The sequence below is a fragment of the Akkermansia massiliensis genome, assembly GCF_018847375.1.
In the GTDB taxonomy this organism is placed as follows: Bacteria; Verrucomicrobiota; Verrucomicrobiia; order Verrucomicrobiales; family Akkermansiaceae; genus Akkermansia; species Akkermansia massiliensis.
Genome location: NZ_CP072036.1, coordinates 488,550 through 514,130 on the forward strand (window position 1 = coordinate 488,550; position 25,581 = coordinate 514,130).

17 protein-coding genes are annotated in these 25,581 nt (G+C 61.2%); 1 reads left to right on the plus strand and 16 read right to left on the minus strand.

Annotated elements, in window-relative coordinates; translation table 11 throughout:
- Window positions 1-7 precede the first annotated feature (7 nt).
- The 5 genes from J5W70_RS02055 to J5W70_RS02075 form a co-directional block, all read right to left on the minus strand.
- Complete coding sequence (locus J5W70_RS02055) at window positions 8-682, minus strand: TetR/AcrR family transcriptional regulator (RefSeq protein ID WP_022396574.1); 675 nt, start codon at window positions 680-682, stop codon at window positions 8-10.
- A gap of 29 nt (window positions 683-711) precedes the next feature.
- Window positions 712-1,452 (minus strand): thioredoxin-like domain-containing protein, encoded by a 741-nt coding sequence (locus J5W70_RS02060; protein WP_022396573.1) that lies wholly within the window; start codon window positions 1,450-1,452, stop codon window positions 712-714.
- Between the two features lie 19 nt (window positions 1,453-1,471).
- Window positions 1,472-3,751 (minus strand): tetratricopeptide repeat protein, encoded by a 2,280-nt coding sequence (locus J5W70_RS02065; RefSeq protein WP_215832896.1) that lies wholly within the window; start codon window positions 3,749-3,751, stop codon window positions 1,472-1,474.
- A gap of 95 nt (window positions 3,752-3,846) precedes the next feature.
- Window positions 3,847-5,172, minus strand: a complete 1,326-nt coding sequence (locus tag J5W70_RS02070) for a hemolysin family protein (protein WP_102721911.1) — start codon at window positions 5,170-5,172, stop codon at window positions 3,847-3,849.
- A complete protein-coding gene (locus tag J5W70_RS02075) occupies window positions 5,169-6,503 on the minus strand; it encodes a hemolysin family protein (protein WP_022396570.1) in 1,335 nt (444 codons plus the stop codon). Before J5W70_RS02075 ends, J5W70_RS02070 begins: the two co-directional genes overlap by 4 nt.
- 156 nt (window positions 6,504-6,659) lie before the next feature.
- On the opposite strand from J5W70_RS02075, the gene J5W70_RS02080 reads away from it, so the two are divergent.
- Window positions 6,660-7,844 carry a zinc-binding metallopeptidase family protein gene (locus tag J5W70_RS02080; RefSeq protein WP_215837088.1) on the plus strand — a complete coding sequence of 395 codons (1,185 nt, stop codon included), beginning with the start codon at window positions 6,660-6,662 and terminating at the stop codon, window positions 7,842-7,844.
- A gap of 318 nt (window positions 7,845-8,162) precedes the next feature.
- Here J5W70_RS02080 and J5W70_RS02085 read toward each other — a convergent pair whose 3' ends face one another.
- The 11 genes from J5W70_RS02085 to J5W70_RS02135 all read right to left on the minus strand — a co-directional run bounded on the left by J5W70_RS02085 (window position 8,163) and on the right by J5W70_RS02135 (window position 25,561).
- The gene (locus J5W70_RS02085) at window positions 8,163-10,307 is read right to left on the minus strand and encodes a polyribonucleotide nucleotidyltransferase (RefSeq protein ID WP_022396568.1); all 2,145 of its coding nucleotides are present in this window, start codon (window positions 10,305-10,307) and stop codon (window positions 8,163-8,165) included.
- A 453-nt stretch (window positions 10,308-10,760) separates the two neighbouring features.
- Complete coding sequence (locus J5W70_RS02090) at window positions 10,761-12,161, minus strand: efflux transporter outer membrane subunit (protein ID WP_022396567.1); 1,401 nt, start codon at window positions 12,159-12,161, stop codon at window positions 10,761-10,763.
- Entirely contained in the window at window positions 12,158-13,717 is a 1,560-nt protein-coding gene (locus J5W70_RS02095) for an MFS transporter (protein ID WP_215832898.1), read from the minus strand. Before J5W70_RS02095 ends, J5W70_RS02090 begins: the two co-directional genes overlap by 4 nt.
- Before the next feature lie 9 nt (window positions 13,718-13,726).
- On the minus strand, window positions 13,727-14,737 hold the full coding sequence (locus J5W70_RS02100; protein WP_180973226.1) for an HlyD family secretion protein: 1,011 nt from the start codon (window positions 14,735-14,737) through the stop codon (window positions 13,727-13,729).
- On the minus strand, window positions 14,734-15,351 hold the full coding sequence (locus J5W70_RS02105; protein WP_022396564.1) for a TetR/AcrR family transcriptional regulator: 618 nt from the start codon (window positions 15,349-15,351) through the stop codon (window positions 14,734-14,736). The genes J5W70_RS02100 and J5W70_RS02105 overlap by 4 nt, the downstream gene beginning before the upstream one ends.
- A gap of 149 nt (window positions 15,352-15,500) precedes the next feature.
- The gene (gene rpsO, locus J5W70_RS02110) at window positions 15,501-15,755 is read right to left on the minus strand and encodes a 30S ribosomal protein S15 (protein ID WP_022396563.1); all 255 of its coding nucleotides are present in this window, start codon (window positions 15,753-15,755) and stop codon (window positions 15,501-15,503) included.
- Between the two features lie 101 nt (window positions 15,756-15,856).
- A complete protein-coding gene (locus J5W70_RS02115; protein WP_022396562.1) occupies window positions 15,857-16,498 on the minus strand; it encodes a sugar O-acetyltransferase in 642 nt (213 codons plus the stop codon).
- Window positions 16,476-17,339, minus strand: a complete 864-nt coding sequence (locus J5W70_RS02120; protein ID WP_022396561.1) for a L,D-transpeptidase family protein — start codon at window positions 17,337-17,339, stop codon at window positions 16,476-16,478. The genes J5W70_RS02115 and J5W70_RS02120 overlap by 23 nt, the downstream gene beginning before the upstream one ends.
- Window positions 17,340-17,455: 116 nt before the next feature.
- Window positions 17,456-19,087 carry a hypothetical protein gene (locus tag J5W70_RS02125; RefSeq protein ID WP_022396560.1) on the minus strand — a complete coding sequence of 544 codons (1,632 nt, stop codon included), beginning with the start codon at window positions 19,085-19,087 and terminating at the stop codon, window positions 17,456-17,458.
- Window positions 19,074-24,257 carry a hypothetical protein gene (locus tag J5W70_RS02130; protein WP_022396559.1) on the minus strand — a complete coding sequence of 1,728 codons (5,184 nt, stop codon included), beginning with the start codon at window positions 24,255-24,257 and terminating at the stop codon, window positions 19,074-19,076. The genes J5W70_RS02125 and J5W70_RS02130 overlap by 14 nt, the downstream gene beginning before the upstream one ends.
- On the minus strand, window positions 24,257-25,561 hold the full coding sequence (locus J5W70_RS02135) for a hypothetical protein (protein WP_215832900.1): 1,305 nt from the start codon (window positions 25,559-25,561) through the stop codon (window positions 24,257-24,259). Before J5W70_RS02135 ends, J5W70_RS02130 begins: the two co-directional genes overlap by 1 nt.
- Between the last annotated feature and the right edge of the window lie 20 nt (window positions 25,562-25,581).

Genomic DNA, 25,581 nt, shown 5'->3' on the forward strand with positions numbered 1-25,581 from the left:
TCCGCGGTTACCCCTGTCTTTCCTCTACCTCCGGAGAAAGAGCCGGACGGGAAATCAGCAGGACCGCCGTATCTACAATCATTTGCAGGATGCGGTCCTGATCCTTCATCCACGGCTCCTTGTCATGAAGTTCCAGCCGTGTGACGTATTTCCCCAGCGTGGCATGGAAAATGGAACTCATGATATGTATGTGCCAGGATATGGAGAGCTCATCGTCCCATGGGCAGAATCGGCGAACCCTCAACGTCATCTCCCGGATGAGCGGAGCATAGAATTCATCGTAAATCTTCCTTCCCAGGTATTCCGGTTCCTGGGGCAGCCGCCACAGCAGGCGCGCGTGATCCGGACCGCCCAGATTTTTATCCAGCAGCAAACGGAAAGCGGGCTCAATGAAGGCACGGGCATACGCCCTGAGGGACGGATGAAGGTCCGCTTCTTTCAGCATTTTCATGCGCTCCTCCATCAGGGGTTCCGCATATTGCCTGAAAACGGCCAGGTACAGTCCTTCCTTGTTTTCAAAGTAGTAAACAATGGAGGCCAGATTCACCCCTGCTTCAGAGGCAATCGCCCTCATGGTCACTCCGTCAAATCCCCTGAGGGCAAAAAGTTTCTGCGCGGCACGGAGAATTTTACCGCTGGTTTCCGCAGAGCGGTCCGACTGGGATTTGCGGATGGAAGCCATCGTTTCAAAAGATCAAACGGTGCTGCCGCTTAGCGGGAGGAACGGCTTGAACCAGCGGCTTTCACCAACTGTTCCATGTCCTGGGAAGACTGGATGGGCTTGCCGTCCTTATCCACCAGAATCATCGTAGGGATGCCGCGCGGAGCCACCTTCTTGGCAAGCTCCGTCAAATCCTGCCTCAGCAGGATGGGCCAGGGCATGTTGTTGGCGGCGGCCCATTTCTGGGCGGCTTCCAGGTTCTGGTCCAGATTGCACATGATCACTTCCACATCCGGGTTGTCCTTCACCGCCTTGTTGTAGGCCTCCACGCTGTGGGGCGCATTCCGGCAGCACGGGCCGCACCAGCTTGCGCTGAAATACAGGATGAAATGCCCGGGATTCAGCTTCCCGTCCTTCTTTTCAAGCTTGCCGTTTTCCAGCATGTAGGTTTTCCCCTTCATTTCCTCCGCCACGGGGCCGGACGGCACGGAGGACCATTCCGCAACAGGCTTGCCTATCACTTCCTTGTGTTCCTCCAGCCACGCGCGGTCTTCCTCGGAAAGCTTTTCCAACGGCATGGTGATGGGCTTTTTGGCCGTAGTTACCAGCTTGACGGTCTTCATGTTCAAGGCAATAGGACGTGCCTCCACCGTACTGCCCGTGCTTTTATTCGTCCAAATGCGGAGGGACGGATCCTCCGACGCTCCGGGAGCGTCCGCAAAACAGAAGGAGGAACCCGCTACGAATGCGGACACCAGCAGAATACGCCAGGGGGAAAATTTCATGCGCATAACGCTGATATACTACTTCTTACCTTCCATGTCGAGAAGCTGATTCCAAAATCTGCCTTGCCTGCGCGTGCCCAGGATCGCGGCGCAGGGCTTCCGCGGCGGCGGCGGCGGCGTCACGGTACCGTCCGTTGCGGTAAAGCATCACCGCCAGCGTGAACGGAATATCCGCATTCTCCTTGTCCAGGGAGGAACAGTTTTCCAGGTCCTGAAGAGCCTGTTCCAGCCGTCCCACCTTTTCATTCAGCAGGGCGCGGTTGAACAGGGCACGGATGAAGGAGGGTTCTATTTTCAGAGCTTCATTAAAGGATTCCAGCGCGCCCGGCTCATCGTTGTTTTCAATCTGGCCCAGGCCCAGCAGATACCACAGATTGGCATCCTTCGGAGCCAGCCGCACGGCCTCCCTCATCTGGCCCACCGCCTCCCCGCTGCGGCCCTGGGAGGCCAGGAAAACGGCATAATCCCGGTGCACCACGGAAGAGGTGGCATCCCATTTCAAAGCCTTGGCAAACCACTGTTCTGCCGCCTTCGCATCCTTGCGGCTGATGGCTATCTGGGCCAGCTTCATCGCCCCGGACGGCTGGTCCGCCTGGTGCAGGGCGGCGGCGGTCAGCTCCTTCATGCCGGGGCTGTCCGGCGGCAGGGAATCCCGGAGGGCCCACTCCGCCTGCAGGCGCACTACCTTGAAGGGATCATTGAGCAGTTTGCCCGCGGCGGGATTGCCCGCACGGCCCATCACCTTGGCGGCGGCGGCGCGCGTCAGGGAGTCCGGATCCTTGACCGCCGCTGCAGCCAGCTCCTGAACGGCAGGTTCATGCGCCCAGGCATCCATCAGATCCAGCAGCGTCGCGCGCCATGCGCCCACTTCCTCCCTTTTGAAGCATTCCATCAGGAGGGGCAGCACATCCTCCCGCCCTTCATAGGCACGCTGCACGGCCCGGGTACGGTCCCTGTACTGCGCCATCTTGGGCTTGGCCCCGTAATATTTTTCCACCGCTTGCGCGGCCCATTCATTACTCTTTTCCCGGTGGCACATGGTACAGGCATTCGGAATGCCCAGCTCCACGCTCAGGAGGGGATCGGGAGAATTGAAGGAATGATCCCTGCGCGGATCGCGGGCCATGTACAGGCTTTCCGGCATGTGGCATTCCACACAGCGGGCGCCCATGCTGGACTGCGGACACGGCGTATGCCTGGCCATGTCAATGACGGGGGCTTTTACGCCGTTTACCGCCTCCCCGGTGCCGTGGCACCGCAGGCAGAGCGTGTTATCCTCCTGCGGAAGTTTCAGCGTTCCCGTATGCGGGTCATGGCAGTCCAGACAGGTGACGCCCGCCTTGCCCATGCGGCTCAGGCGCAGCCCGGTTTCGCAATAATCCTCATCCCTCTGCATGCCGTTGGGCCAGAAAACGCCGGGCTGTACGGGAAGCACGAGCTGGAAATGGTTGTCAAAACGGTCGCCAACGGCAAAATCGTGATCGAATTCATCCCGCCGGGCGTGGCAGGAAGCGCAGTTGTCGTGAATCTGCTGCGGCGTCAGCTTGTCCCTGGTGGAAATCATGCATCCCGTCCCCTCCTCCGGCTTGTCCAGCAAGGGGCCGTGGCACTGGATGCAAGTCACGCCGGGTTCCGTCCAGGTGGAGGCATAGCGGTCCTTGACCGGATCATAATTTTTATGGAACAGGGACATGTGGCACCACGCGCACTGCGTGTTCCAGTTCATGCCGCGGCCCGTCCAGTGCCCCCAGTCCCCTGGTTGCCGGGCATCCTTGCCAAAGATATCAAACCATTCCTTGCGGTTCACGTCCCACGCGGCGCTCAGGGTATGATAACCGCCGTCCTTGGCGGGAACCAGGTACTGCACCAGGGGGATTCTCCCCGTGGCCCAGTCCGCGCGCCAGGAGGTTGAGGACTGGCCGTCATGCACCATGCGCCCCTCTGCATTTGTGGAGAATTGAAGAATGCTGCCGTGGGCGTTCAGCTTCATGTTATGGAACGCCTCAGATTCCCACTGGTCCCCCAGCTTGCGGAACGCCCAGGCGTGATCCGATCCGGCCCACTGCCGGAATTCCTTTTCATGGCAAGCCCCGCACTGCATGGAGATGGGAACTTCATTCTGGTCCCAGTGCTCGCTGCCGCCTGAGAAAACGGCGGGCTGGGCCTCCGCGCCGGAACGCCGGTCCATCCATGCCTTCATCATCGTGCCTACCCCGATCAGCGCCCCAAGAACAACAAGGAGAACAACCCACTTTTTCATGGAGGGGCGTTTCATGGAAGCATCGGCGGACTCAGGTTGGGACATGACGGAAAATATTCTGCCATATCATACGCGCTCCACCAAGGAACTTTTGCACAAAGCAACGCGGTTCCGGCGCATTCCCGCCTGAGCCCCGCGGATTATTCCTCTTCTTCCAGAGCTTCCTCCCGCATCAGTGGAGTAATCCGGGTTACGGTGCAGCGTTCCACACCGCCGTTCTCCGTCCGGGTCACCTTGAATTCCAGGCCGCGGTAGCCCACAGTGTCCCCTTCCTCCGCCGGAGCTTCCAGCAGATTGAGAATCAGGCCGCCCACAGTATCGATTTCTTCACTCTGCAAGTCCATGTCCATGGCTTCCCCCAGCTCCTCAATACGGGCGAGTCCGGACACGTCGCAGGAGAAGCCCACCGCGTCCCGCGGCAGGTCTGTCAATACTCTGATGCGGCCGCGGTCCCAGCCCATCACCTCGGAAAACACGTCCGTCAGGGTCAGCAGGCCGGAGGTTCCCCCATGCTCGTCCAGAATGATGGCAAGGCGCACATTGTCCTTCCTCATGATCTCCACCACGTTGTCAAACTTCACCGTCTTGGGCACCTTGGGAATGGCGTGGATGTATTCGGACGTCAGGGCCTTCCCGCGCAGCATGATGCGGAACAGGTCACGGGCATGCACCATGCCCACCACGTGGTCCAGGTCCCCGCGGTAGACAGGGTAGCGGGTACGGCGGGTGCGGCGCACGATTTCCCTTATCTGCTCATGCCCAGCTCTTTCCGGAATGGCGTCTATCCTGACGCGCGGAGTCATGACCTGGTGAACATACAGGTCTTCCAGGTCAAACAGGCCGTCCATGATGCGGCCGGATTCCTGCGGCAGGGCGCCGTTTTCATGGCTTTCCTCAATGATGTACTGAAGTTCTTCCGCAGAATGGTAATGGGATTTGGATTCATTCCTGTCCACGCCCAGCAGCCTCAGGAAGAAGTTGCCCAGGGTGTTCATGCCCACCACCAGCGGATACAGGCAGAGCTGAATCACGTACATGGGCATCGTAATGATGAGGCAGAGCTTCGTGGCGTACTGGAGGGAAAGAGCCTTGGGCACCATTTCCCCGAGCACGATGTGCAGGTACGTCAGCACCGCTACGGACAGAACGCTGGCTGCGCCATGCGCCACCAGCCAGGAGGCCCAGCCGTACTGGGCCAGCCATTCGTGGAGCCATCCGGCCACGGCATGCTCCCCGTACATGCCCAGCCCCAGACTGGCGAATGTGATGCCGAGCTGGGCCGTGGCAATGTAGCGGTCCTGCAAACGGGGCGTTTTCAATATCTGGGAAACACGGCGCGCCACCATGTTGCCGGACGCCCCCATTTGCTCAAGAGCCGCGCGGGGCGCGCCAAGCAGCGCAAATTCCGCGGCCACAAACAGGCCGTTCAGTACAATCAGCAGCAGAATAATAAAAATCGTCATCATGATTCCACCCCGCTTTCCATGGCAGGTTCATCCTCCTTTTTCTCCGGAGGCAACAGAAGGATGGAGGAAACGCGGTTGTGGTCCATCTTTTCCACCACCAGCACGCGCCCCGCAATAATCAGGCGGTCCCCCTCCTTCGGAATGCAGGACATGTGCTTGATCACGCAGCCGCCCACTGTGGTGGCGCCGTTCATCAGGAAGGGCACCAGGCATTCCGCCTTATGGGCGCGCATCATGCCGGGAATGCGCACGGAACCGTCCGGCAGGTATTCCACCTTTTCCCCGGAGCGGATGAATTCCTCATCAATATCCCCCACCATTTCACCCAGCAACCGTTCCAGCGTCACCAGCCCCACGAACTTGCCGTATTCATCCAGCACAAAGGCTTCCTTGGCCTTGTCCTCCCGCAGACGGGACATCAGCATCTCCACCGTCTGCATCTCCATCACGCACGGCACCTGCCGCAGCATGGAGCGCAGGGGAGGCAAAACACCCTTTTCCGCATACGCGGCCACCATGTCCTTGATGTGCAGCATGCCGATGACGGCCTCCCGGTTTCCTTCATACACCGGAATATGGGTATGGGGCCTGTCCGCAATCATGTTCAGAATATCCTCCTGGGTAGCGTCCACATCCAGGCAGACGAGCTGGAAACGGGGAATCATGATCTGCTCCACCGTACGTTCCGCCAGGGAAAGCGCGCTGTGCAGCCGTTCATGTTCATCCTCCTCCAGCATGCCGCCCTGGTGGCTTTCATCCAGCAGCATGTTGATCTCCTGCTGGGAGTGGATGTGCTGGTGGCCTCCGGGGGGCAGACGGAACAGTTTAAGCAGCAGAAGACCGCTTCCGTTCAGGAAGTCAATGAACCATGCGAAGAAGGTCAGCGTCCAGCGCATGGGGTAATACGTGTACAGGGCCGCCTGCTTGGGAAACTGCAGCGCCAGGGACTTGGGCATCAGTTCCCCCAGAATCACCTGCAGGACCGTCAGGACGACCAGCACTACAATGGCGGCTACGGAATTGGCCATCACGGAATCCATGCCGCCAAACCGTTCAAACAGGGGGAGCAGGTAGGCGGACAGTTCCACCTGGCCGTACGCACCCAGAATCAGGCTGGAAATGGTAATGCCGAACTGGCAGGCCGCAATGTAGCGGTCCAGTTCCTTCGTGTTTTCCAAAATCCTCAGCAAATGGGCAGCCACCTTGCTGCCGCCTTCCGCCATCTCCCGGATCATGTTGCGGCGCACGCTCACCGCTGCGAATTCTGCGGCAACGTAAAAGGCGTTGACCAGAATCAGGAAAAGAATAACGAAGATGATAAAAAGAATCATGTATGGCGGGGGTGTCCGTAAAACGCAACGGGCATCCGCATCATAGGAACCAAAAAAATCCTGTCAAGAACGGGAAACAAAAAAATCTGCCATGCGGACCGCGCACTTCATTCCTCCAGCATTGCTTCCCGCCCTCCTTCCATGATAGGCTGGGGAATGCCCTCTATCCGCTTTTTGCTGCTTCCACTGCTTCTTTTCAACCTTTGCGTGGCCTCCATGCCGGAAACGCAGCCGCCTTTCAGCGGTCAGTCCATGGAACGGCTGGCTTCCCTGCTGGACATTTCCTCCACTTCCGGAGCGGAAGCCCCCCTCCAGCAATTCTGGCTCAAGCACGTGGCGCCCCTGGCGGACAGTTCCGGCACGGACGCGCATCAAAATGCCTGGGCTACGTTCCGCAGCCCGGACCCGGACGCCCCGGAATTGCTGATAGACGCCCATGCCGACGAAGTGGGCGTTGTCATTGCAGACATCACTCCGTCCGGCTTTCTGAAAGTAAGGCCCGTCGGCTTTCCGGACTTCCAGTCCATGCTTTCCTGCCCTTACCGTTTTGACGGGGAACACGGCCCCGTCACCGCCTTTGCCGGGGCGGTTCCCGGCTGGTGGCTGAACCGCGAGCCCCTTCCGGCAGGAGGGGAATACATCCTGTTTGACGCAGGGGTATCCAGCGCGGAGGAAGCACGGGAAATGGGCTTGAGCGTCGGCCGGCGCGGCGTTCCCTCCACCAAGCCGGAATTGCTGCACGGCACGCGCCTGATGGCCCACGGCCTGGACTGCCGCCTCAATTCCTTCATGCTGATGGAGCTGGCCTCCTTCCTGTCCCGGCACAAAAAAGACCTGAAATACCACGTCACGCTCCTTTCCTCCTCCCAGGAAGAAACAGGGCTGGCAGGAGCCACGGCGTATTGCGGCAGGAACCGTCCCAAACTGGCTATTGTTATTGACTGCACGCTGGATACCGTCCAGCTGGACGACCTGCCGCCCCGTGAAGAAAACGAGCGATTGAGCCGCCAGGCCATGGGGGAAGGCCCCGTCATTTTTACTCATGACAAAATTTTTTACCAGCCTATCACTGCCCAACTGCTCCAACTGGCGGAAGAACACGGGATTCCGTTCCAGAAGGACGCCGCTTTCCCGCCCGGCATGGCCAATTTCGTCCCCGTCAAGCTTTACGGCGGCCACGCCGCTTTTCTGGGCCCCCCCATCCGCTACATGCATTCTCCCCGGGAGCTGGCGGACCTGAAGGACGTGAAAGCCACGCTGGATCTGCTGGGCCGCTTTCTGTGCACGCCTCCTTCTGCTGAAGTGAAAACGGCGTCCGTGCAGAAAAAGGAATATCCCTGACGTCCCGCAGGAATGCCGTACGGCAAAAAAATCTTCTTACGGAAGGAACGGCAATAACGCAGGCACGAATCCAGCCCGCGGTCCAGAAACATACCGCTGCAAAAACAAAACCGCCTCCCGGTTTCTTCCGCAGCCTGTTCTCCTTGGCTGCCTGATTTTTCCCGGCTCCTCCCTGAAACAGCAAAAAAACATCCGGAAGATCACGCGAACAGCCCTTCCCTTCTTACAGTCAATCCCCCCCTTAAACAATCAAACAGCCCCGCTCCCGGAACAAACGGGAAACGGGGCTGGAAGTTTAAAGGCTCAATGGAAAAACCGTTATTCCGTGATGCCGGCGGCTTCCGCTTCGGCTGCCTTGGCGTCGCGCAGAGCGGCGCGCACGGACATCTTCACACGGCCCTTGTCGTCGATGCCGATGCACTTGGCAGTCACCACGTCTCCCACGCTGACGACGTCTTCCGTCTTGGCGGTGCGGCCTTCGGCCAGCTCGGAGATGTGAATCAGGCCGTCCTTGCCGGGAAGCACTTCCATGAACGCGCCAAAGGTGGTCGTGGAAACGATCTTGCCGGTGTACAGTTCACCGATTTCAATGGTCTTGAACATGCGGGTGACCAGTTCCAGCGCACGGTCCAGGCCTTCCTGCTTGGAGGCGTAGATGTGCACGGTGCCGTCTTCCTCAATGTTGATGTCGGCGCCGGATTCAGCCTGGATGGCCTTGATGTTCTTGCCGCCGGGGCCAATCAGCTCGCCAATACGGTCGGCGGGAATCTTGGTGGTCTCAATGCGGGGGGCATTCGGGCTCATCTGGGCCGGAGCCGCAATGGCGTCATTCATGACTTTCAGCACGTCCGTGCGTCCGGCCTTCGCCACGTGGATGGCTTCTTCCAGAATGGAGAGGGGGATGCCGGGCAGCTTGAGGTCCAGCTGGTAGCCCGTCACGCCTTCAGACGTGCCGCAAAGCTTGAAGTCCATGTCACCGTAGAAGTCTTCGGAACCGATGATGTCCAGAAGGGTCTTGTACGTGGTGATTTCATGCTGGTCATTCTGTTCCGTCACCAAGCCCACGGAAATGCCCGCCACGGGGCGCTTGAGGGGCACGCCGGCCGCCAGCAGGGACATCGTGCCCGCGCAGACGGAAGCCATGGAGGTGGAACCGTTGGATTCCATGATTTCAGAAGAAATGCGGATGGCGTACGGGAATTCCTGTTCACTCGGGACAACCGGAGCGATGGAACGTTCCGCCAGGGCGCCATGGCCGATTTCACGACGGTTCTGACCGCCGAAACGACCGGTATCGCCCACGGAGAAGGGCGGGAAATTGTAGTGCAGGATGAAGCGCTTTTCATTCACGCTGCCCGTGTAGTTGTCCATGTACTGGCGTTCTTCCATCGGAGCGAGCGTCGCCAGGCAGAGGGACATGGTTTCACCGCGTGCGAACATCGCGGAGCCGTGCACCACGGAGGGCAGCACGTTGATTTCCGCGGTCAGGGGGCGCAGTTCCTTGAGGGCGCGGCCGTCGGCGCGCTTGTCCTTGTCCATGATGGAGATGCGGAAGGCCTTCTTCTGAATGTATTCAAAGACCTGCTCCACGTCAAAATCGGTAGCTTCCGGATGGCGTTCCTTGATGGCGGCTTCCACTTCGTCGCGCAGGGCTCCCACCTTCTTCTGCCGTTCCACCTTGGAGGCGGCATAGATGGCGTCTTCAATGCGGTCACCGGCGATTTCATAGCCGATTTCCAGCAGTTCCGGCTTGGCAAGGCAGAGTTCGTAGGAACGCTTTTCCTTGCCGCAGACGGCGCGGAGTTCTTCCTGCTTTTCACAAAGAACCTTCACGTTTTCCTGAGCCAGGCGCAGGGCGGCGATGAAGTCTTCTTCCGGCAGTTCGTTGGCGGAACCTTCAATCATGATCACCTGGTCCTTCGTCCCGGCAAACACCAGGTCAAGCTGGCTGTTTTCACGCTGGGAGTTGGTCGGGTTGATGATGAACTGGCCGTCAACGCGGCCCACGCGGACGGCGCCCACGGGTTCGGCAAAGGGGAGGTCGGAAACGACGCAGGCGGCGGAAGCGCCGTTGATGCTCAGAATGTCCGGTTCATTTTCACCGTCGGCGGAGAGCAGAAGGGTAATCACCTGCGTATCATAGAAGTAGCCCTTGGGGAACATCGGGCGCAGGGGGCGGTCCGTCATGCGGCACGTCAGGATTTCCTTTTCCGTGGGGCGGCCTTCACGCTTGAAGTAGCCGCCGGGGAACATGCCCGCGGCAGCGGCCTTTTCCTTGTATTCCACGGACAGGGGGAAGAAGGTCTGGCCTTCCTTGACTTTGGTGGCGCTCACCACGGTCACGAGAACGACGGTATCGCCGCTGCGGACGACAACCGCGCCGTCTGCCAGACGGGCCATTTTTCCGGTTTCAATCGTGATGGGATTCGTACCAACGTTGCATTCAACTGAATGTATGCTCATTATATTTCTTGTCTTTCAGTCACCCGCAGCCTCATCAGCCCATTCAGACCGGCTCCGGGCGGGAAGCCTGAATGGCGTCAGGTACGGGCAGTGCCTCAGGAAGAGTGTTATCCGCAGCAGCCTTTTCCCAGAAATGAAGGGGAACACTGTCCGCGCGGCAGGGCGCACATCCCAGATGGATCAAACGCTCCGGCCCAGTCTTACCGGCTTGACAGCCTGTGAAAATCCGAAAATTTCTCAAGGCATGCCCGACAGAAACGCACCGGGAAACGAGTCCCCGAACGTCGGATGCCAGCATAAGCCCTGTCAAGGAGAATGCAAGCAAATAGTTTGATAGCCCCGCTGTTCCGTGCTTTTCCCTGCCACCTGCCGGGAATGGGCGTCCCCTCCCTTCCCTGCCGGAAAACTTCCTCCGGAGCAGATGGGGGCATCCCCGGCGGCAAGAGCCGTTCCTCATGAGGAACCGGGGCGCCGCTGCCATCCGCCGCCGAGAGCCTTGCAGAATTTGACGACGGCATTCAGCCGCATCTGCGCGGCATCCGCCATGTCCAGCTCCCCGCTCAGCAGGCTCCTGTGCGTATCCAGGGCATCCATCAGCCCCACATACCCGGCCTCATACTGCCTGGACGCAATGTCCCAGCTGCGGCGTAGGCAGTTCACTTCATCAAGCGTGGCCTCGTAAACCTCCGCGCTTTTGCGGCGTTCCACCAGGGCATCCCTGATTTCCCGGAAAGCGTTCAGGACAGCCTGCTCATACGCGGCCTGGACGGCGGCGCATTCAGCATCCGCGGCGCGTACGGCGGCGCGCTTCCGTCCTCCGTCAAACAGGGTCTGGAGAATGCCCGCTCCCAATTCATAATTTCTGGAAGACTGGTTCAGCAGTTCGTTCAACTGGGTGCTGACCTGCCCCAGCTGCCCCGTCAGCACCAGAGACGGGAACCTGTCCTTCCGCGCCGCCTCCCTTCCGTAAAAGGCGGCTTTCAGCCGGGATTCCAGCTCCCAGATATCCGGACGGCGTTCGATCATGTCACCAGGGAGCCGCGCCGGAATGACCGGAGGAGAAGCCAGCAGGGCGGCATTGCCCCCGCCGGGCCTTCCGCCCTTCATCACCTGCCTGGGACTGTCCCCCACCAGCACGGACAGCACGCTTTCAGCACGGGACAGTTCGTTTTCCGACAGCCTGAGCTGGGCCAGCGTTTTGGAGCGCTCCGCCTGGACGCGGCGCAGGGCAAGCTCCGGGTACTGCCCCTGCACAAATCTTTTTTCATACATGGCGCAGGTCTGTTCATAGGAGGCGTGGACGCGGCGGATGATAAGGCATTTTTCCTCCCACGTGCGCACATTGATGTAGGCGGAGGCCACCTCCGCCGTCAGCCGCAGATAAACCGCATCCCGTGCGGCGGAAGAAGCCAGCAGCTCCGCCCGGGCGGCTTCCGTGCGCGCCCGCAGCTTTCCCCACAGGTCCACTTCATAGGAGAGCACGCCGGACATGGACCACAAATCCCTTGCCCGGTCCGGCAGGTTGTTCATGTAGCGTTCACCTTCGGACAATTCCTCGCTGCTGGCTCCGGCTTCCAGTTCCGCCCGGGGCAGCATGGCGGCGCCCGTCTGCGCCGCCAGGGCGGAGGCCTGGTCCACCAGGGCGGACGCGCGGACAAGATCGCGGTTATGAGCCACGGCCTTTTCTTCCAGACGGTCCAGCGCACGGTCATTGAAAATGCGCCACCACCCGGCCCCTACGGGAGAAGTCCGGGCCGTTCCCTCCGGCATTTCCATGACGGGCCTTTCAAATACGGCGGGACTGCCGCAGGAAGCCAGCAGCGCGGCCATGAGAAGAAGCATCAGACGTTTCATGAAGCGGCCTTCCTTTCCGGGCTGGATTTCAGGCAGAACAGGGCAAACAGGACTCCCGCCGCCCCCACGATCACGGTGCAAAGATAAAAGGTATCCACGGAGAACACCTGGCTCTGGAGCGCCACGGCCTTTTGCAGCACCGCATCCACTGATGCATGGATTTCCCGCGCCGTGCCGCCGGTTTCCGCAAAGTGCCTCTGCCACATGTCAAGCGTATGCGCCGTTCCCGGGGAATCGTCCCTTACCTGTTCCGCCAGGCTGAAGCGGAACCCCGTTTTCATATGGGCCAATACCGTGCTCACACTGCTGACGTACAGGGAAATAAAGATGTAGCGCACGGTGTTCAGCGTCCGGGAGGAAGCGGCGGCGGAACGCCCCTCCACCCCTCTCAGGGCAAGCGGCGTGGCCGTATTCAAACAGAAGGCATAACCGATTCCGAACAGCCCCAGGGGCCACGCCACGTCCAGCCAGGAGCAGCCCGCGTCCAGCCGGGACAGGAAGAAGGCGGAGGCGCCCAGCGCCAGCAGCCCCGCCATCATGCCCACCCGCAGGGCCAGCCTGCCCTTCTGCATCAGGGGGAGCACCAGCGCCGCGCCGCCGCAAAATCCGGCCACCAGAACCATGAACACATAGGCAATGCCCACCGGTTCATAATTCATGACATTGCGCATGAACTGCACCGTTCCCACCCGCACCCAGCAAATGCAGAAGATGTTGCACAGGGACGCCAGCAGGCCGCACAGGAACCGCCAGTTGCCCAGCACGCGGACGTCCAGCAGAGGGGTGCGGTGGGTCATGCAGGAAATGAAGGCCAGGGCAAAGGAACAAAATCCGCCGTACATCCAGGCCAGCACGCCGGGCGCCGTCCAGCCGTCCGTCTCTCCGTAAATGAGCACCATCAGCATGCACACGCATCCCATCCCCACCGCCAGGAAGGAAAACCAGTCGAATTTTCCTCCCTTGGGAATCTTCTGGTCGGGAACATACAGCGTCGTCAGCACGGCCAGAACGGCTGCCGCTGCGCCCACAATGACGAACAGCCCCCGCCAGTGCCAGTACTGCACCAGCAGGCACCCCACTACCGGGCTGGCGCAGGAAGCCAGGCCAATGGAACAAAGTTTCACTCCCATCGCCACGCCGCGGCGCTCCGGCGGCAGGGCGGCATTCACCAGCCCCGTTCCGTACACCAGCGCCAGGCCGCCTCCTGCCCCCTGAAGGAAGCGGGCCGCAATCATGAGGAAGAAATGGTCCGCCGCCAGTCCCAGCAAGGTTCCGGCCAGCATGATCAGCAGGGCCGTGCGCAGGGACCTTCTCAGTCCGATGCGCGCCCACAGATACGCCGCCACGGTAAAGGAGAGGGCAGTTCCCAGCGGGCACGCCGCACCCGACCAGGAAACATCCAGGGTGCCCACCACAAATGTGCCTGACAAATCCGGTGTGGCCGCCGTGATGCAGCCCATATTCAGAAACGTCAGCATCGTGCACGCGCAGGCCATCCCCGTCAGCAGGCGGCGCTTCCACGCCGGAACCATTGTTTGCAGAACCGGACCGCTCATACTTTTTCCTTAAAAATCAATGGAAACCTTTCCCTGCATTCCCGGGCGGAATACTACTCCGTCCTCCGGCTTCGGCAGGCTCACCTTGACGGGAAAGCGCTGCATGACCTTGGTGAAGTAACCGCTGACGTTCTCCGTGGAAATCAGGGAGAATGTCGCATAGGTGGCCGCCCCTATTTCATAAACCGTGCCGTGGAAAACCCTGCCGTCATAACCGTCCAGCGTGAACTGCACGTCCTGACCCTGCCGGATGCGCCCTATCTTGGTTTCCTCCACGCGGACGTTGAGCCAGATGTCCCCGCCGTCCACAATAGAAAACAACTTCTGGCCGGAACTGACCATCTCCCCGCCGTTCACCAGCTTGCGGGCCACCACGCCGTCCACGGGGGATTTGACTACGCATTCCCCGCACAGCACTTCCAACTCCTCCAGTTCCGCCCGTGCGGCTTCCAGCTGGGCCTGGGCGGATCTTTTTTCCTCCTCGCGGTAACCTTCCAACTTGAGGGCCAGATTCTCCTGCTCCGCCTTCTCCAGCGCCTGCGCCGCCAGGTAGGTGGCCCGTACGGCGTCCCGGTCCGCGGAGCTGATGCCTGCCTGCTCCCTCACCAGCTTTTCAATGCGCTCGTAATCACGCCGCGCATGTTCCAGGCTGGCGGAGGCCTGGGCCGTCCTGGCCCGCTGGGACTCGATTTCCTGAGGGCGGAAGCCGGCCAGCATCTCGTCATGCCTGGCCTGCATCAGCTTGACGCGGGAACGCGCGGCCATCAGGCGCGCCTGCATAGTGCGGCTGTCCAGATGGGCAAGCGTCTGCCCGCGGCGGACGGTTTCCCCTTCCTCCACATCCACGCTGGTGACGCGCTCCGCCAGCTTTGATCCCACGGAAACGATGCTCGCCTCCACGCGGCAGTCGTCCGTTTTCATGGTACGGCTCTCCCGGAAATGCCAGACTCCCCAGCCGATGGCTCCCACGGCCGCCAGGGCCATGCTGCCCAGTGATATAGCCTTCAAATGCTTGCTCATGCGCCGCAGGATGTGCATTGCCGGGAAAATCCCTGAATGAACAGGCCAATGGTCAGCTTCATGGAGGCCACCTTGTCCTGCCATGCCTTGCTGTCGTCATTCAGGCAGTACATCAGCATGTAGCCGTGCAGGGTATTGACAAAGGCGCGCACCATGAGCCCCACATCCCCCTCCCTGACCTTTCCTTTTTCCTGCATGGCGCCCATGTAGTCACACAGGAAGGAATGAAGCTCCCGCGGGTCGCGCAAAAAATCATCTCCGTTCGTATCCACGGAGTCCAGCGCGCTCAAGTAGGCCCGGAAGGCGTTCCTTTTGGCCTTCGTCGCCTGGAAGTACAGGCGCGCAGCCAGTTTCAGGTCATGCGCCAGGTCCCACGTTTTCCTGTTCTCGAATTCCCTTTTCAGTTCGCTGGCATATTCCCGGTACCGGATGATTTCATCCAGCAGGGACTTTTTGGTGGCAAAGTAGCGGAAGACGGTCTTTTCACAAATACCGGCCTTTTTCCCTACTTCCTGAACGCTGACGCGGTGGAACCCTTTTTCACTCATCAGTTCAATGGCCGCCTCCACGATTTTTCTCAGCGTGTTCTGCTGGACCCGTGTCATTTGTTCCATAGATGTCTGTCAGGCTAACAGACATTTTTTAAAGGTCAAGGCCTCTTCCGGAACAAAAATACGGGGAACCGCCCTTCCCCCGCGGCAAAAAAAAACGACCGCTGCGGAAAACCGCAACGGCCGAATCAAACGGGAATATGCTCCGCCGTTTAGCGGCGAAGGCCAAGACGCTGAATCAGGCTCTGATACTGGGCCAGATCTTCACGCTTGACGTAATCAAGAAGCTTGCGGCGCAGAGCCACCATCTTCAACAACCCGCGGCGGGAAGAAACATCGTGCTTGTTCGTGCTCAGGTGGTCGGTCAGGTGGGCGATGCGCTGGGTCAGGTGGGCGATCTGGTAGCTGGAGCTACCGGAATCCTTTTCATGCATCTTGAATTCCTGCAAATTGATTTCGTTACTCATAAGTGTTTTCTTTGAATGTATTTAGCTCGTGGCAGCGGCTAATCGACACTGTGAGGGCACCAACTATGCACCATCCGTCCCCAAAAGCAATTCAAATTTCATCATGCAGGAGAATTTGCCTCCGTTCCTGCGGTAGCGGCCTCCCCACCATTTTCCACCGCACCCCAGGCCTCGCGGTCCTTTTCCGTAATGGACCGCATCACGCGGCAGGGGTTTCCCACAGCCACCACGTTGGCGGGAATGTCCTTCGTCACCACGCTTCCCGCGCCTATCACGGAATTGCGCCCGATGCGCACGCCCGGGCCAATGGCCGTATGGCCGCCTATCCACACCCCGTCCTCAATGGTGACGGGAAGCGCAAATTCCAGACCGTCCCGCCTCAACCCCGGGTCCACGGGGTGCGTGGCGGTGTAAATCCCCACATTGGGGCCTATCAGCACATCACTGCCGATCGTGACGGCGGCGCAGTCCAGCACCACCAGGTTGAAGTTGACATATACGCGATCCCCCAGCCGGATATTCGTTCCATAGTCACACCGCAGCGGAGGTTCCAGATAGCAGTTTTCCCCCATCCCGCCGAAGAGCTCCCGCGCCAATTCCCGGCGCAGTTCTTCCTCCTCCGGGGCAGACTGGTTGTAGCGGAAGACGAGCTTGCGCGCCCGAAGACGCCTAGCTGTCAATTCGGAATCCTGGGCATGGTATAAACGCCCGGACAGCATGTTATTCCAGTCCTTCGAGGCCATGGGATGAAGAGGGGGTCACGGCGTCCGCGCTGGAAGAAGGCAGCGGCGCGTTTTCCTGTTCTCCAACAGGCGGCATGGCAGCGGCATCCTTCTCCACGGACGCCTCTGACTTTACAAGCTCCTTCTTCCCGGAGGAAGCTGAATTTGCGCCAGCCCGCGGGGCGGACGGCTTATGCACCGTTCTGAAAATACCGGACGGCTTTTTCTGAAGCTCGTGAATATTCCAGTCCCCGTCCCTGACAATCACGCGGGTTCCCACGGGAGCCACTTCAAACAGGTTCTTCGCCACCAGATGGGGGATGCGGATGCACCCGTGGGAGGACGGGCGGCCGGGCAGGTACCCCTCATGAATGCCTACAGCCCCGTTCACCCTCATGAAATAGGGCATCTTGGCCGGTTCAAACCTTTCTCCGGGCCGTGCGGCATCCTTCCGTATATCCCCGTCCCGCAGCTCCCCGGCGGCATTGATGAACGCGCCGTAATAGGAATGGTGGTCCGCATCCTTGGAGGCGATGCGGAAATAGCCGGAGGGCGTCATGCCGGAACTCCTTCCGGAACTGATGGGCGCATACGCGATGCGGTGCGTCCCGCGGTACACGTACATCATCTGCTTCTTCTTGTCCACCACGACCAGGAGCTTTCCGGGCAGGGACGGATCGTCCTCCCATTTGAGCAGGTGTCCCGGAATGGTTCCGCTTTCCTCAAAATACCCGGTCATTTCCTCCACCGGAACATTGGAAGAGGAAGAAGGGGAAGAGCCCCCACCCGTGGTGCCGCAGGAGGAAAACAGGAACGGAACGCACAGGCAGGGAACCAGCAGATGGAAAAGGGGTAACTTCATCTCGGGGAGTCGCATCACTGCGTTAGACAACGGAAAGCCGGAAAAAGGAACCGCTTTTTGACAAAACTGTCAACCATCAATCAAAAAAATCTCTTCCCGGCCCCGTTTTCCTTCCATCACCACATCCGTGCGCGCCTGCCGCGGCCCCGGTCATTCCCGGGCCCGTGGAGCAGTCCATGGGACCACGCCTCCGCAAATGTGCGCGCGGCATCCGCCGTATGGGAATGTCCGTCATGCACGGGGCTCTCCACCAAGGAACCGCCCGCACCCGGCGGCCTGGACCTGTACAATTCCAGATGTTCCACGCCGCCGGGCTCCTCCTCTCCGCGCACGCCGCGCACCCTTTCCTGGGTGCGGGCATGGAAGAAGCTGCGCTCCAGCAGTTCCCGCAGCGTATTGATGCCGCGCCAGACGTCCGTGGTCCTGGGAACGACGCGCACGTTCGCCAATCCCAGACGTGCCATGTTCTCCACGTAGGAAATGCCGTGGGCATCCCTCCGCGCGGCGTCGTGGGGCAGCAGATGGGCCGTTACCGCCACGCCGTGCGCCTTCTCCCATTCCTTCATTTTTTCCACATAATGGGCCAGGGGCTGCTGGTTGGCGGCGTAATGGTCCAGCCAGTGGAAGCTGTCCCCCATCACCTGCACAAGCCAGATGGCCGTATGATCGCTCAACCCCAGGTCCCACGCCGTGAAGGTGGGGGCGTCCGGGTCCGCCGCAAACTCCGTCCCCACGCGCCCGCGTTCCCGCAGGGCCATGATGCGGCTGCCGTAAATGCTCCCCTCCTCCCCGGTGGAGAAAGCTTCCTGCGGCGTTCCCGGGTACTCCTGCTTCATGGCCGCCCCCATCACGCGGGCCATCCGGGCGTACCACCTTTTCTGGCCCGCATCCAGCGCCACTCCGGTTTCCCGTTCCAGGGAAAGAAAGTACTCGTCCAGTTCCCGGCTCCATCTGCCGCGCCCCGGCAACGTGTACTCCTCCTGGTCAAACCAGCTAAAGAAGAAGAACCGGAAATCCAGGGGAGAAAGCTCGCTCTTGCCCATGTTCTCCATGGCTTGGCGCGTCAGTTCGTAATTCACGCCGTACCGGCCGCCCTCATGGGTGCTCTCCTTCAGGATAAAGCCGCCGGGGGGCACCGTATTGATCGCCCCCGTGCGGATTTCCCTGGCACGCCACGGGGCGTGCACGGAAACATGCGCCAGCTCGGAAACGTGCAGGAACTGCATGGTGCCCCCGCGCAGGTTCGTCCCCACGCGCACGTCGCTCCCGTTGGCGAAAGCCAAGCGGTTGCGCGCAGACGTGCAGGGCCGCCATTCCCCCTTCTTCTCCACGCCGGACAGGCTCTTGATTCTCTCTCCCAGCCGGGCCAGGGCCACATCCATCGCGGAAGGGTCGGGCGGCACGTAATCCAGATGGTCCCAGGCGAAACGCAGCTTGGCAAGCTTCTGCTGGGCGTCCGGCAGGCTCTTGTCAATAATGCCGCAATGGAAATTAGACCGGAACAGGCTCATGTCCAGCATCAGCATGGCCACATACGTGGAAATGCCCAGTTGGCGCGCCTTCAGGATGTCGTTCCTGTACCACAGCCGCTCATGCAGCCGCCGCTGCGCCCTGTTCAGGGAGAAGCGCTGGAGCTGCCCGGCCTTGTTTTCTATCCAGTACAGGTGCTCCAGCCTCCAGAGCTGGCTGGACAGGACAGACTGCCAAGGCTGGCTCCAGGATTCCGTCAGATGATTAGAAGTTTCCATGTTCCTCCACCAGTTCTTTCAGCAGGACTCCCTCCCTGGTCATTCCCTTCAGGGCCTCCGTCCCCTTGTCCAGGGGCAGGCGGTAGGCCAGGGGATCGTTCAGCACGTGGGAGACGAAGCGCAGAGCCTGAACCATCACGGGATCAAGCAGGTCAAGCTCCCCCCTCAGATAGCCTGAGCGTACCCCCAGCTCTTCATACAGCCTGACGACGTCTTCCATGAAGCACCCAACGGCCTGCTCCCTGTTCCACCACCAGCGTTCCTGCGCATCCGCATCTCCCAGCGTTTCCAGAATCCGGCCCAGGGACCGGGCGCGGCTCTCCCGAGCGGTTTCCGGAGAAGGCTCCTCTCCCGCGCCTGTGAAGCGCTCCAGCGGAATATAGGAATCCCGCTCAGACGCCGCAGGCAGACCCCGGCTGTCCAGGTAAACGCCGTTCCACGCATGCACCACATACGGAGCGCGCGCCTGCCGTACGGGGCTTTCCGGAATGCCCGGCATCAGGCGAACGGTATGCCCCGGGTCGTCCGGGTCACGGTAAATCACGCAGTTGGCGTACATCGCGCGCGCCTCCTCCGGATCAGGCAGGAAGGGGAGCATGCCCCCTCTCATTTCCTCCTGCCTGCGGTCCAGAACATCAATCAGGGAAGCGGCTTCATCCAGGGGAAGTTCCCGGCTCCAGGCCGTTGCCACCCCTTCGGGGGCCGTCCCGGAATCAATCCGGTAGGTTCTTCCTTGCCAGATGATGCCGGACTCCGCGGCTTCCGGCCGGGCTGCAAAATCCCGCCTCACCACGTCCAGCGTTTCCACCGCACGGATTACCTCCGGACGGCTGCGCCATGCGGCAGGGGCAGGAACGCCGCTCCTGACGGAAAAATCCTCCTCCATATACAGGGGGGCCTCCAGAACAGGTTCCGGCAGGAGTTCTCCCATGGCTTCCAGAGAAACATCCTTCGCGCGCAGGGTTCCCTTCCCGGCCTTGAACGGCCGCTTTACCAAATGCAGGTACAGGCCGGGATGCTCCGGGTCCGGACGCCATGCATTCAACTGGGGAAACTCCTGAAGCGCCCGTGCCAGTTCCGTCATGCGGTGTTCCGCCAGCCGTTCCATCCTGCGGACGGACCCGCCCCCATATCCGTCCAGCGCGGCCAGAGAACGCAGCAGGTCCTCCCTCACGTGGTCCGGCGCGGTGGACAGCAGCCTGCCGGTCATCAGGCTATGGGCGTACCTTTCCATCATGGGAAGGCGCACCTCCTCACCGCCTGCGTCCCAGGCGCGTTCAGCCCGTATCCGGTCATTCATTCCCACCGTTTCACGGAGCATGCCCATGAATTCGGCGGTTTCCGGCCCCTCCTTCAGCGTTTTCTTCAGCAGCCCGGCGCGGCGCACCAATTCCTCCAGAGGTTCCAGGGCCTTGTCCGGGCTTGCGGCCCCGTAGCGCGCCCAGGAAGCTACCGTCTCCGGCACGGCGTCATGGTCCAGATGGGCAAAAAAATACTCCTTGGAGAGCTGGGAAAGCTCTTCAATCAATTCCGTTTCTCCGGGAAGTGCCCTGCGGCGCGGCACGCGGCCCAGACGTTTCAGGATCTCCCACGCGTCCTCCGGGGAAAGCTGGTCCGTGCGCATCAGCCGGTCCCATACGACCTCCGCCTTGTCCTCAATCAAGGCCAGGGGATTCTCCGTATTATGGAGCCGCAGCCGGTGCATCACCAGTCCCTTGGCCGAGGGAACGGGCTGATTGTCCGCATCCACTCCCAGCCGCTGCACGTCCCCCACGTACTTGCCGTGGATATCCATGCGTTCCCGCAGGGCGTCATGGCTCATCAGCGTTTCAGCGGCCACGCGGCCCCTGCCCGTCACCTCCAGACGGTCCCCTGAACCCACGGCGCCCCGCACGCCGTAACCGGCCTTCAGCATATCCGCCACCGCCATGGCCGTCAGGCTGTCATACAGGCAGGAAAGCCTTTCCCCCTGCACGTTTTCCAGTCCTGCGGTCAGCCGCAGATAATTGGTATCCCATTCCGGATGCCCGCTGCGGGCGTGCCATTCCCAGCTCCGGATCAAATCCCTCTTGGCCGTGCAGGCGGGGGAAAACATCATGGAGACATTGGCCATCAGGTCCGCTCCCGCCGCCTCCTGCGAAGGATGCCAGGCCGACCACCTGCCATTGGGATATTTTACCCGCCACAGCCTTTCCCCGCCTCCGCTCCCACGCGAGGACTGGAATAGGCGCGGAGTCAGGCGGGAAAGATTTTCCACCGCTTTCTGCGTACCCGGATAAACGCGCGGAACCGCCCGCTCCGGACCGGCATGCAGCCGCGGCGCATCCAGCACGGTGGCATAACGGGCCACGTGTTCCGGTTCCACTTCCAGAAAACGGGACAGCAGCCGCCCGTAACTCTCCACCGGCGTGTAGCCGCGCCCTACATGCACGTCAAACTCCTTCATATTGGGAAGCACCTGGTACAAGCTGTTCACATCCGCCTGGGTTCCCCATACCATGCGGTTCATCTCCCGCAGCTCCGGGCTTACCCGGTGGCGTTCCCGGTCCCCCAGGGAAGCCATCATGCCGCTCATCCTGGACAGGGCGGCGGCCAGGCCGTCCGGGCCGGAAGCCCCGGCCAGCAAATCCGGAGCGTTCATCAGGGAGCTCCCTTCCTCCAGCCAGCGGCGCGCCCTGGCACAGGAACCCTCATCACGGCAAAACGACTCCCACAGGCGAAGGGCCACATGCCCGGACACCTCCTCATGGGAAGCGCCGTGCACCCGTTCCATCACTCCCTCGTAAACATTGGCGCGCGTCCGGCGCTCCATTTCCACGGTGACGGCGTCCCAGTCCCTGCCGGAAAAACCGCTACGCCCCGCTTCCTCCGGATAAGCCAGCAGCAGCATCCTGTACGGGCGGTAGGCGCGCTTCTTCAGCCTGTCTTCCACAAACGCGCGGCGCAGGGCGTCCGCCTGCACGTCGTAATCCGCCGCATTCCTCAAACGCCACGGAATCTCCCTCCCGTTCCTGTTCCTGGCCAGCCCCAGATCTTCCTCTTCCATACGGCACAGGGCTTCATACCAGGAGGAAAGGGCCTCTTCTACCGAACTCCGGCCCCGGGTTCTCTTCATCTCCATGCCGGGGGCCGGCTCCGCCTCATAAACGCGGCGGCCGTCCGCCGCGGCGGACTCTCCCACGCGGGGCAGCCCGGCCCGCAACAGCCACTTGGTCCTGGCCGCCGCATGGTCCGGATGGGGAAAAAGTTTTTTCAACACTGCTTCCGACTCCGGAAAATCCCTCATCTTCCAGGGCTTCGTGCGCACGGGAGAAGGCAGTTCCAGAAAATCCCTCACGTCCTGTTCCGTCCTTAAAAAAGGCTCCCCGGCTTCATCCAGCGCGCGGGACCATTCCAGCGCCTTTCTGGAAATGTACAGGGATCCCCACAGGGGAGAATCACGCAGGGACTTCTGCAGCAGCTCCCCGGCACGGCGCATGTCCTTCTCCCGCAGGATGCGGGTTACCGCTTCATCCGGAATGCCAAACACCTTCAGAGGTTCTCCGTCCCCCAGCAAGGTTCCGGCATGGCGGAAATGGTGCAGGGAAGCCTTTCCCGCGCCGATCAGCAGGAACGGCATCATCATGGCCGCCTCCCTCAACTGGTCGTCCACGGACATCTGCCGCTCCTTCCATCCCTCCCAGTCCACGCCGGACACCCTGTCCGTCAACGCTCCCACGCCTTCCTGGGCCACCATGGGCGTCAGCTCCATCAGCTTGTTCTCCGCCGCCATCTTCACGGCATCCGCCGCCATGGCTCCCGTTCCGGAAAGAACCGCTCCCACATTCCCGGAAGCGGACCTCATGGCCCGGAACGCGCGCATCCCCTGCCCCAGCATCCGCTGGCCCAGCTTCGTCATCCCGAAGGAAAGCAGGGTGTTCATCCCCCCGGACACGACCGCGCCACCCATCTGGGCATCAAACACGCCGTCCGGATTCATGCGCCGGGCATCCGCCATGTGGCGGCCCGTCTCCCCGGCCATCAGCAGTCCCAGCCCGGCCGGGCCGCTGAACGCCAGCGCCGTGGATGCGCCCTGCTGGGCCATGTCCACCAGCATCTCCCGGAACCAGGGGGCATCCTTTCCTCCGCGCAGGGGAGCAAACTCCATCCTGGCAAAATTCCGCAGTTCCTCAAAACTCCGGGAATACCTGTCCAACGCCTCCTTCTCCCGGCCTTCCGGGAGGGCCCAGGCCGCACCGTTCACGGCCAGATGAGCCACATTTTCCGCTGCTTCCGCTGCTCCGCGTTTCAGCGCGCCCCCCAGGGCATCCCGGAAAGCGGGCCGGGAACGCAGGTAGGGGGCCATCATGCGGAACACCTTCCGCCGGTCCCCGTCCTCCAGGGACGCCAGGCAATCCACGGCGCGAATGACGTCCGGAACTCCGGCAACCGCCTTCCGGTTCACCTGCACAGCGGAAAAACCTTCCGGCGCCGGGGCCTCACTGGCTACCAGCCCTTCCAGCCCCCTGCGGATAATTCCGGCGGCGTCCGCCAGACGGTTCCTGTCATCCAGGGCGTCGGACACGGCCCTGCTCTTCAACTGGTCCGCCACGGCCTGCATCTCCTCCGGCCACGCGGAAACAGCCTCTTTCCTCCGTTCGTCCGGAGCCGTTCCACTCCCGGCCAGCGTGCGGTCATACTCCTCCTGGTACAATTCAAACAAGGTCTCCCGCTGGGAAAGGCGCACCTGGTTGTGCATGGAGACGGCCACAAACAATTCGTCATCAGATTTGCCGGACGCTCCATACTGCCGCGCCACCTCTTCCCGGATACTCTTCCAGTCCCTCCGGATGCGTTCGCGGGGGATTTCCCCCGAATCCGCCACCCATGACTGCATCACGCACGCGGCAATCCTTTCCCGGTCAGCCGTTCCCGCCGGATACATCGCTTCCGCCTTCTGCCTGACCTCCCGGGGAATGGTCATCACATCTCCCGTCAGCACGCTGTTCCAGTACTCTTCCTTCGCCGCCGCCACCTGTTCCGGGAATTCTCCCGCGCCGGAAGGGACTGCGGATACCGCGTTCTCCTCCTGCAACCGGTTTTCCTCCATCGTTGCGGAGGCCTTTTCCGGCACGCCTTCTTCTACTAAAAATGTCCCGTCCTGTTCCTGGTTCCTCTCATCTTCCATCATCACTTGCCTTCCTTTCCGTTATTCATATTCATATCCGTAAAACCTACCCAGCCTGCATCCTGGAGGCGGTTTTCCTTCTCAAAAACTTTCTCCATCTCCTCCGCCGGCTGTTCCGGAGACCTCTGCACGGCCTCCGCCAACTCCATCTGGACGCGTTTCCATTCCTCCACCGCACGGGCGTCCTCCGGCGGTCCCCAGGCTCCGTTCCGGAACATGGAGGACAGGCGGCGGGAAGCCGCACGGCGCAGCTCCAGGGGAACATTCATCATCACCTCCCGCCGCCGGAGGAGTCTTTCCACCTGCGGCGCAGGCAGGCCGGAAGTAGCCACTTCAATCATGGCGTCCGCATCCCCCTCTCCTCCGCAATCCTCATCAATCAGGGAAGCCATGCGGCACAGCAGCATGTCGTCTCCCGGAATGCTGACGCCGGAAAACTCCGCCGCCTGCCTCCAGTCCCTGGAAGCCGTATAACGCCTCAACTGTTCGGAACTGATCAAGCCGTGCTTCTCCGCATTCGCCAGCCCGTCATCCCGCAGCAGGCCGCCGCCGGATACGGTAGCCGCCACAGCATCCGCATAACGCCGCTTCAGCTCTCCATATGCCGCAGAAGCCTCTTGCGCCACTCTTCTTTCCTCCGGGGTCTGAGGCATTTCCCGCTCCCGGGAAACTAGGCGCACTGCCGCGGCCGGATCACGGCGAACCTCCTCCACCGCCCGGTTCAGCGCCACACGGGCACGGGCTTCCTCCGCCATGCGGGAGGCTTCATCTCCGGTCACAAACACGCCGCGGCCTTCTTCAATCCTGCGTTCGGCCAGGGAATCCTCCCCCTGCTCTACGGCGGACTCCACCCCTCCGGCCCAGGACCGCCGAGCCTCCTCCAACTGGCCCAGCCGGGACATCTTCTGCAAATAAATGCTTCCGGCAGTCTCCAGATTCTCCCTCGCCAGCTCCACGCGCTCCCTCACCGGGGCGGACATCCGGCCCGGCAGGTAGGCGGGAAGCCGTTCCGCCAAAGCCTTCTTCCACTTCTCCTGAAGGCGGTCCGGCTCCCCGCCGGCCTCCAGCTCCCGCATCACGTCCTGTTCAAAGCGGTACAGGCCGTCGCGGGCCTGCGCCCACTGCCCGGCATCCCTCACCTCCTGCATCTCCTTCAGCGCGGCACCCGCCGTTCCTGCCAAATCCATCGCGCCCGCAGCCAGGTTCCGCACTCCGGCGGCCTGCGCTTCAAACGCGTTCAACGGAATCACGCCGGACAAATCCGGAGCCACATGCAGCATTCCAAAATCCTGTATTCGTATAGCCATCTTTTTATGGCCTCCAAGCT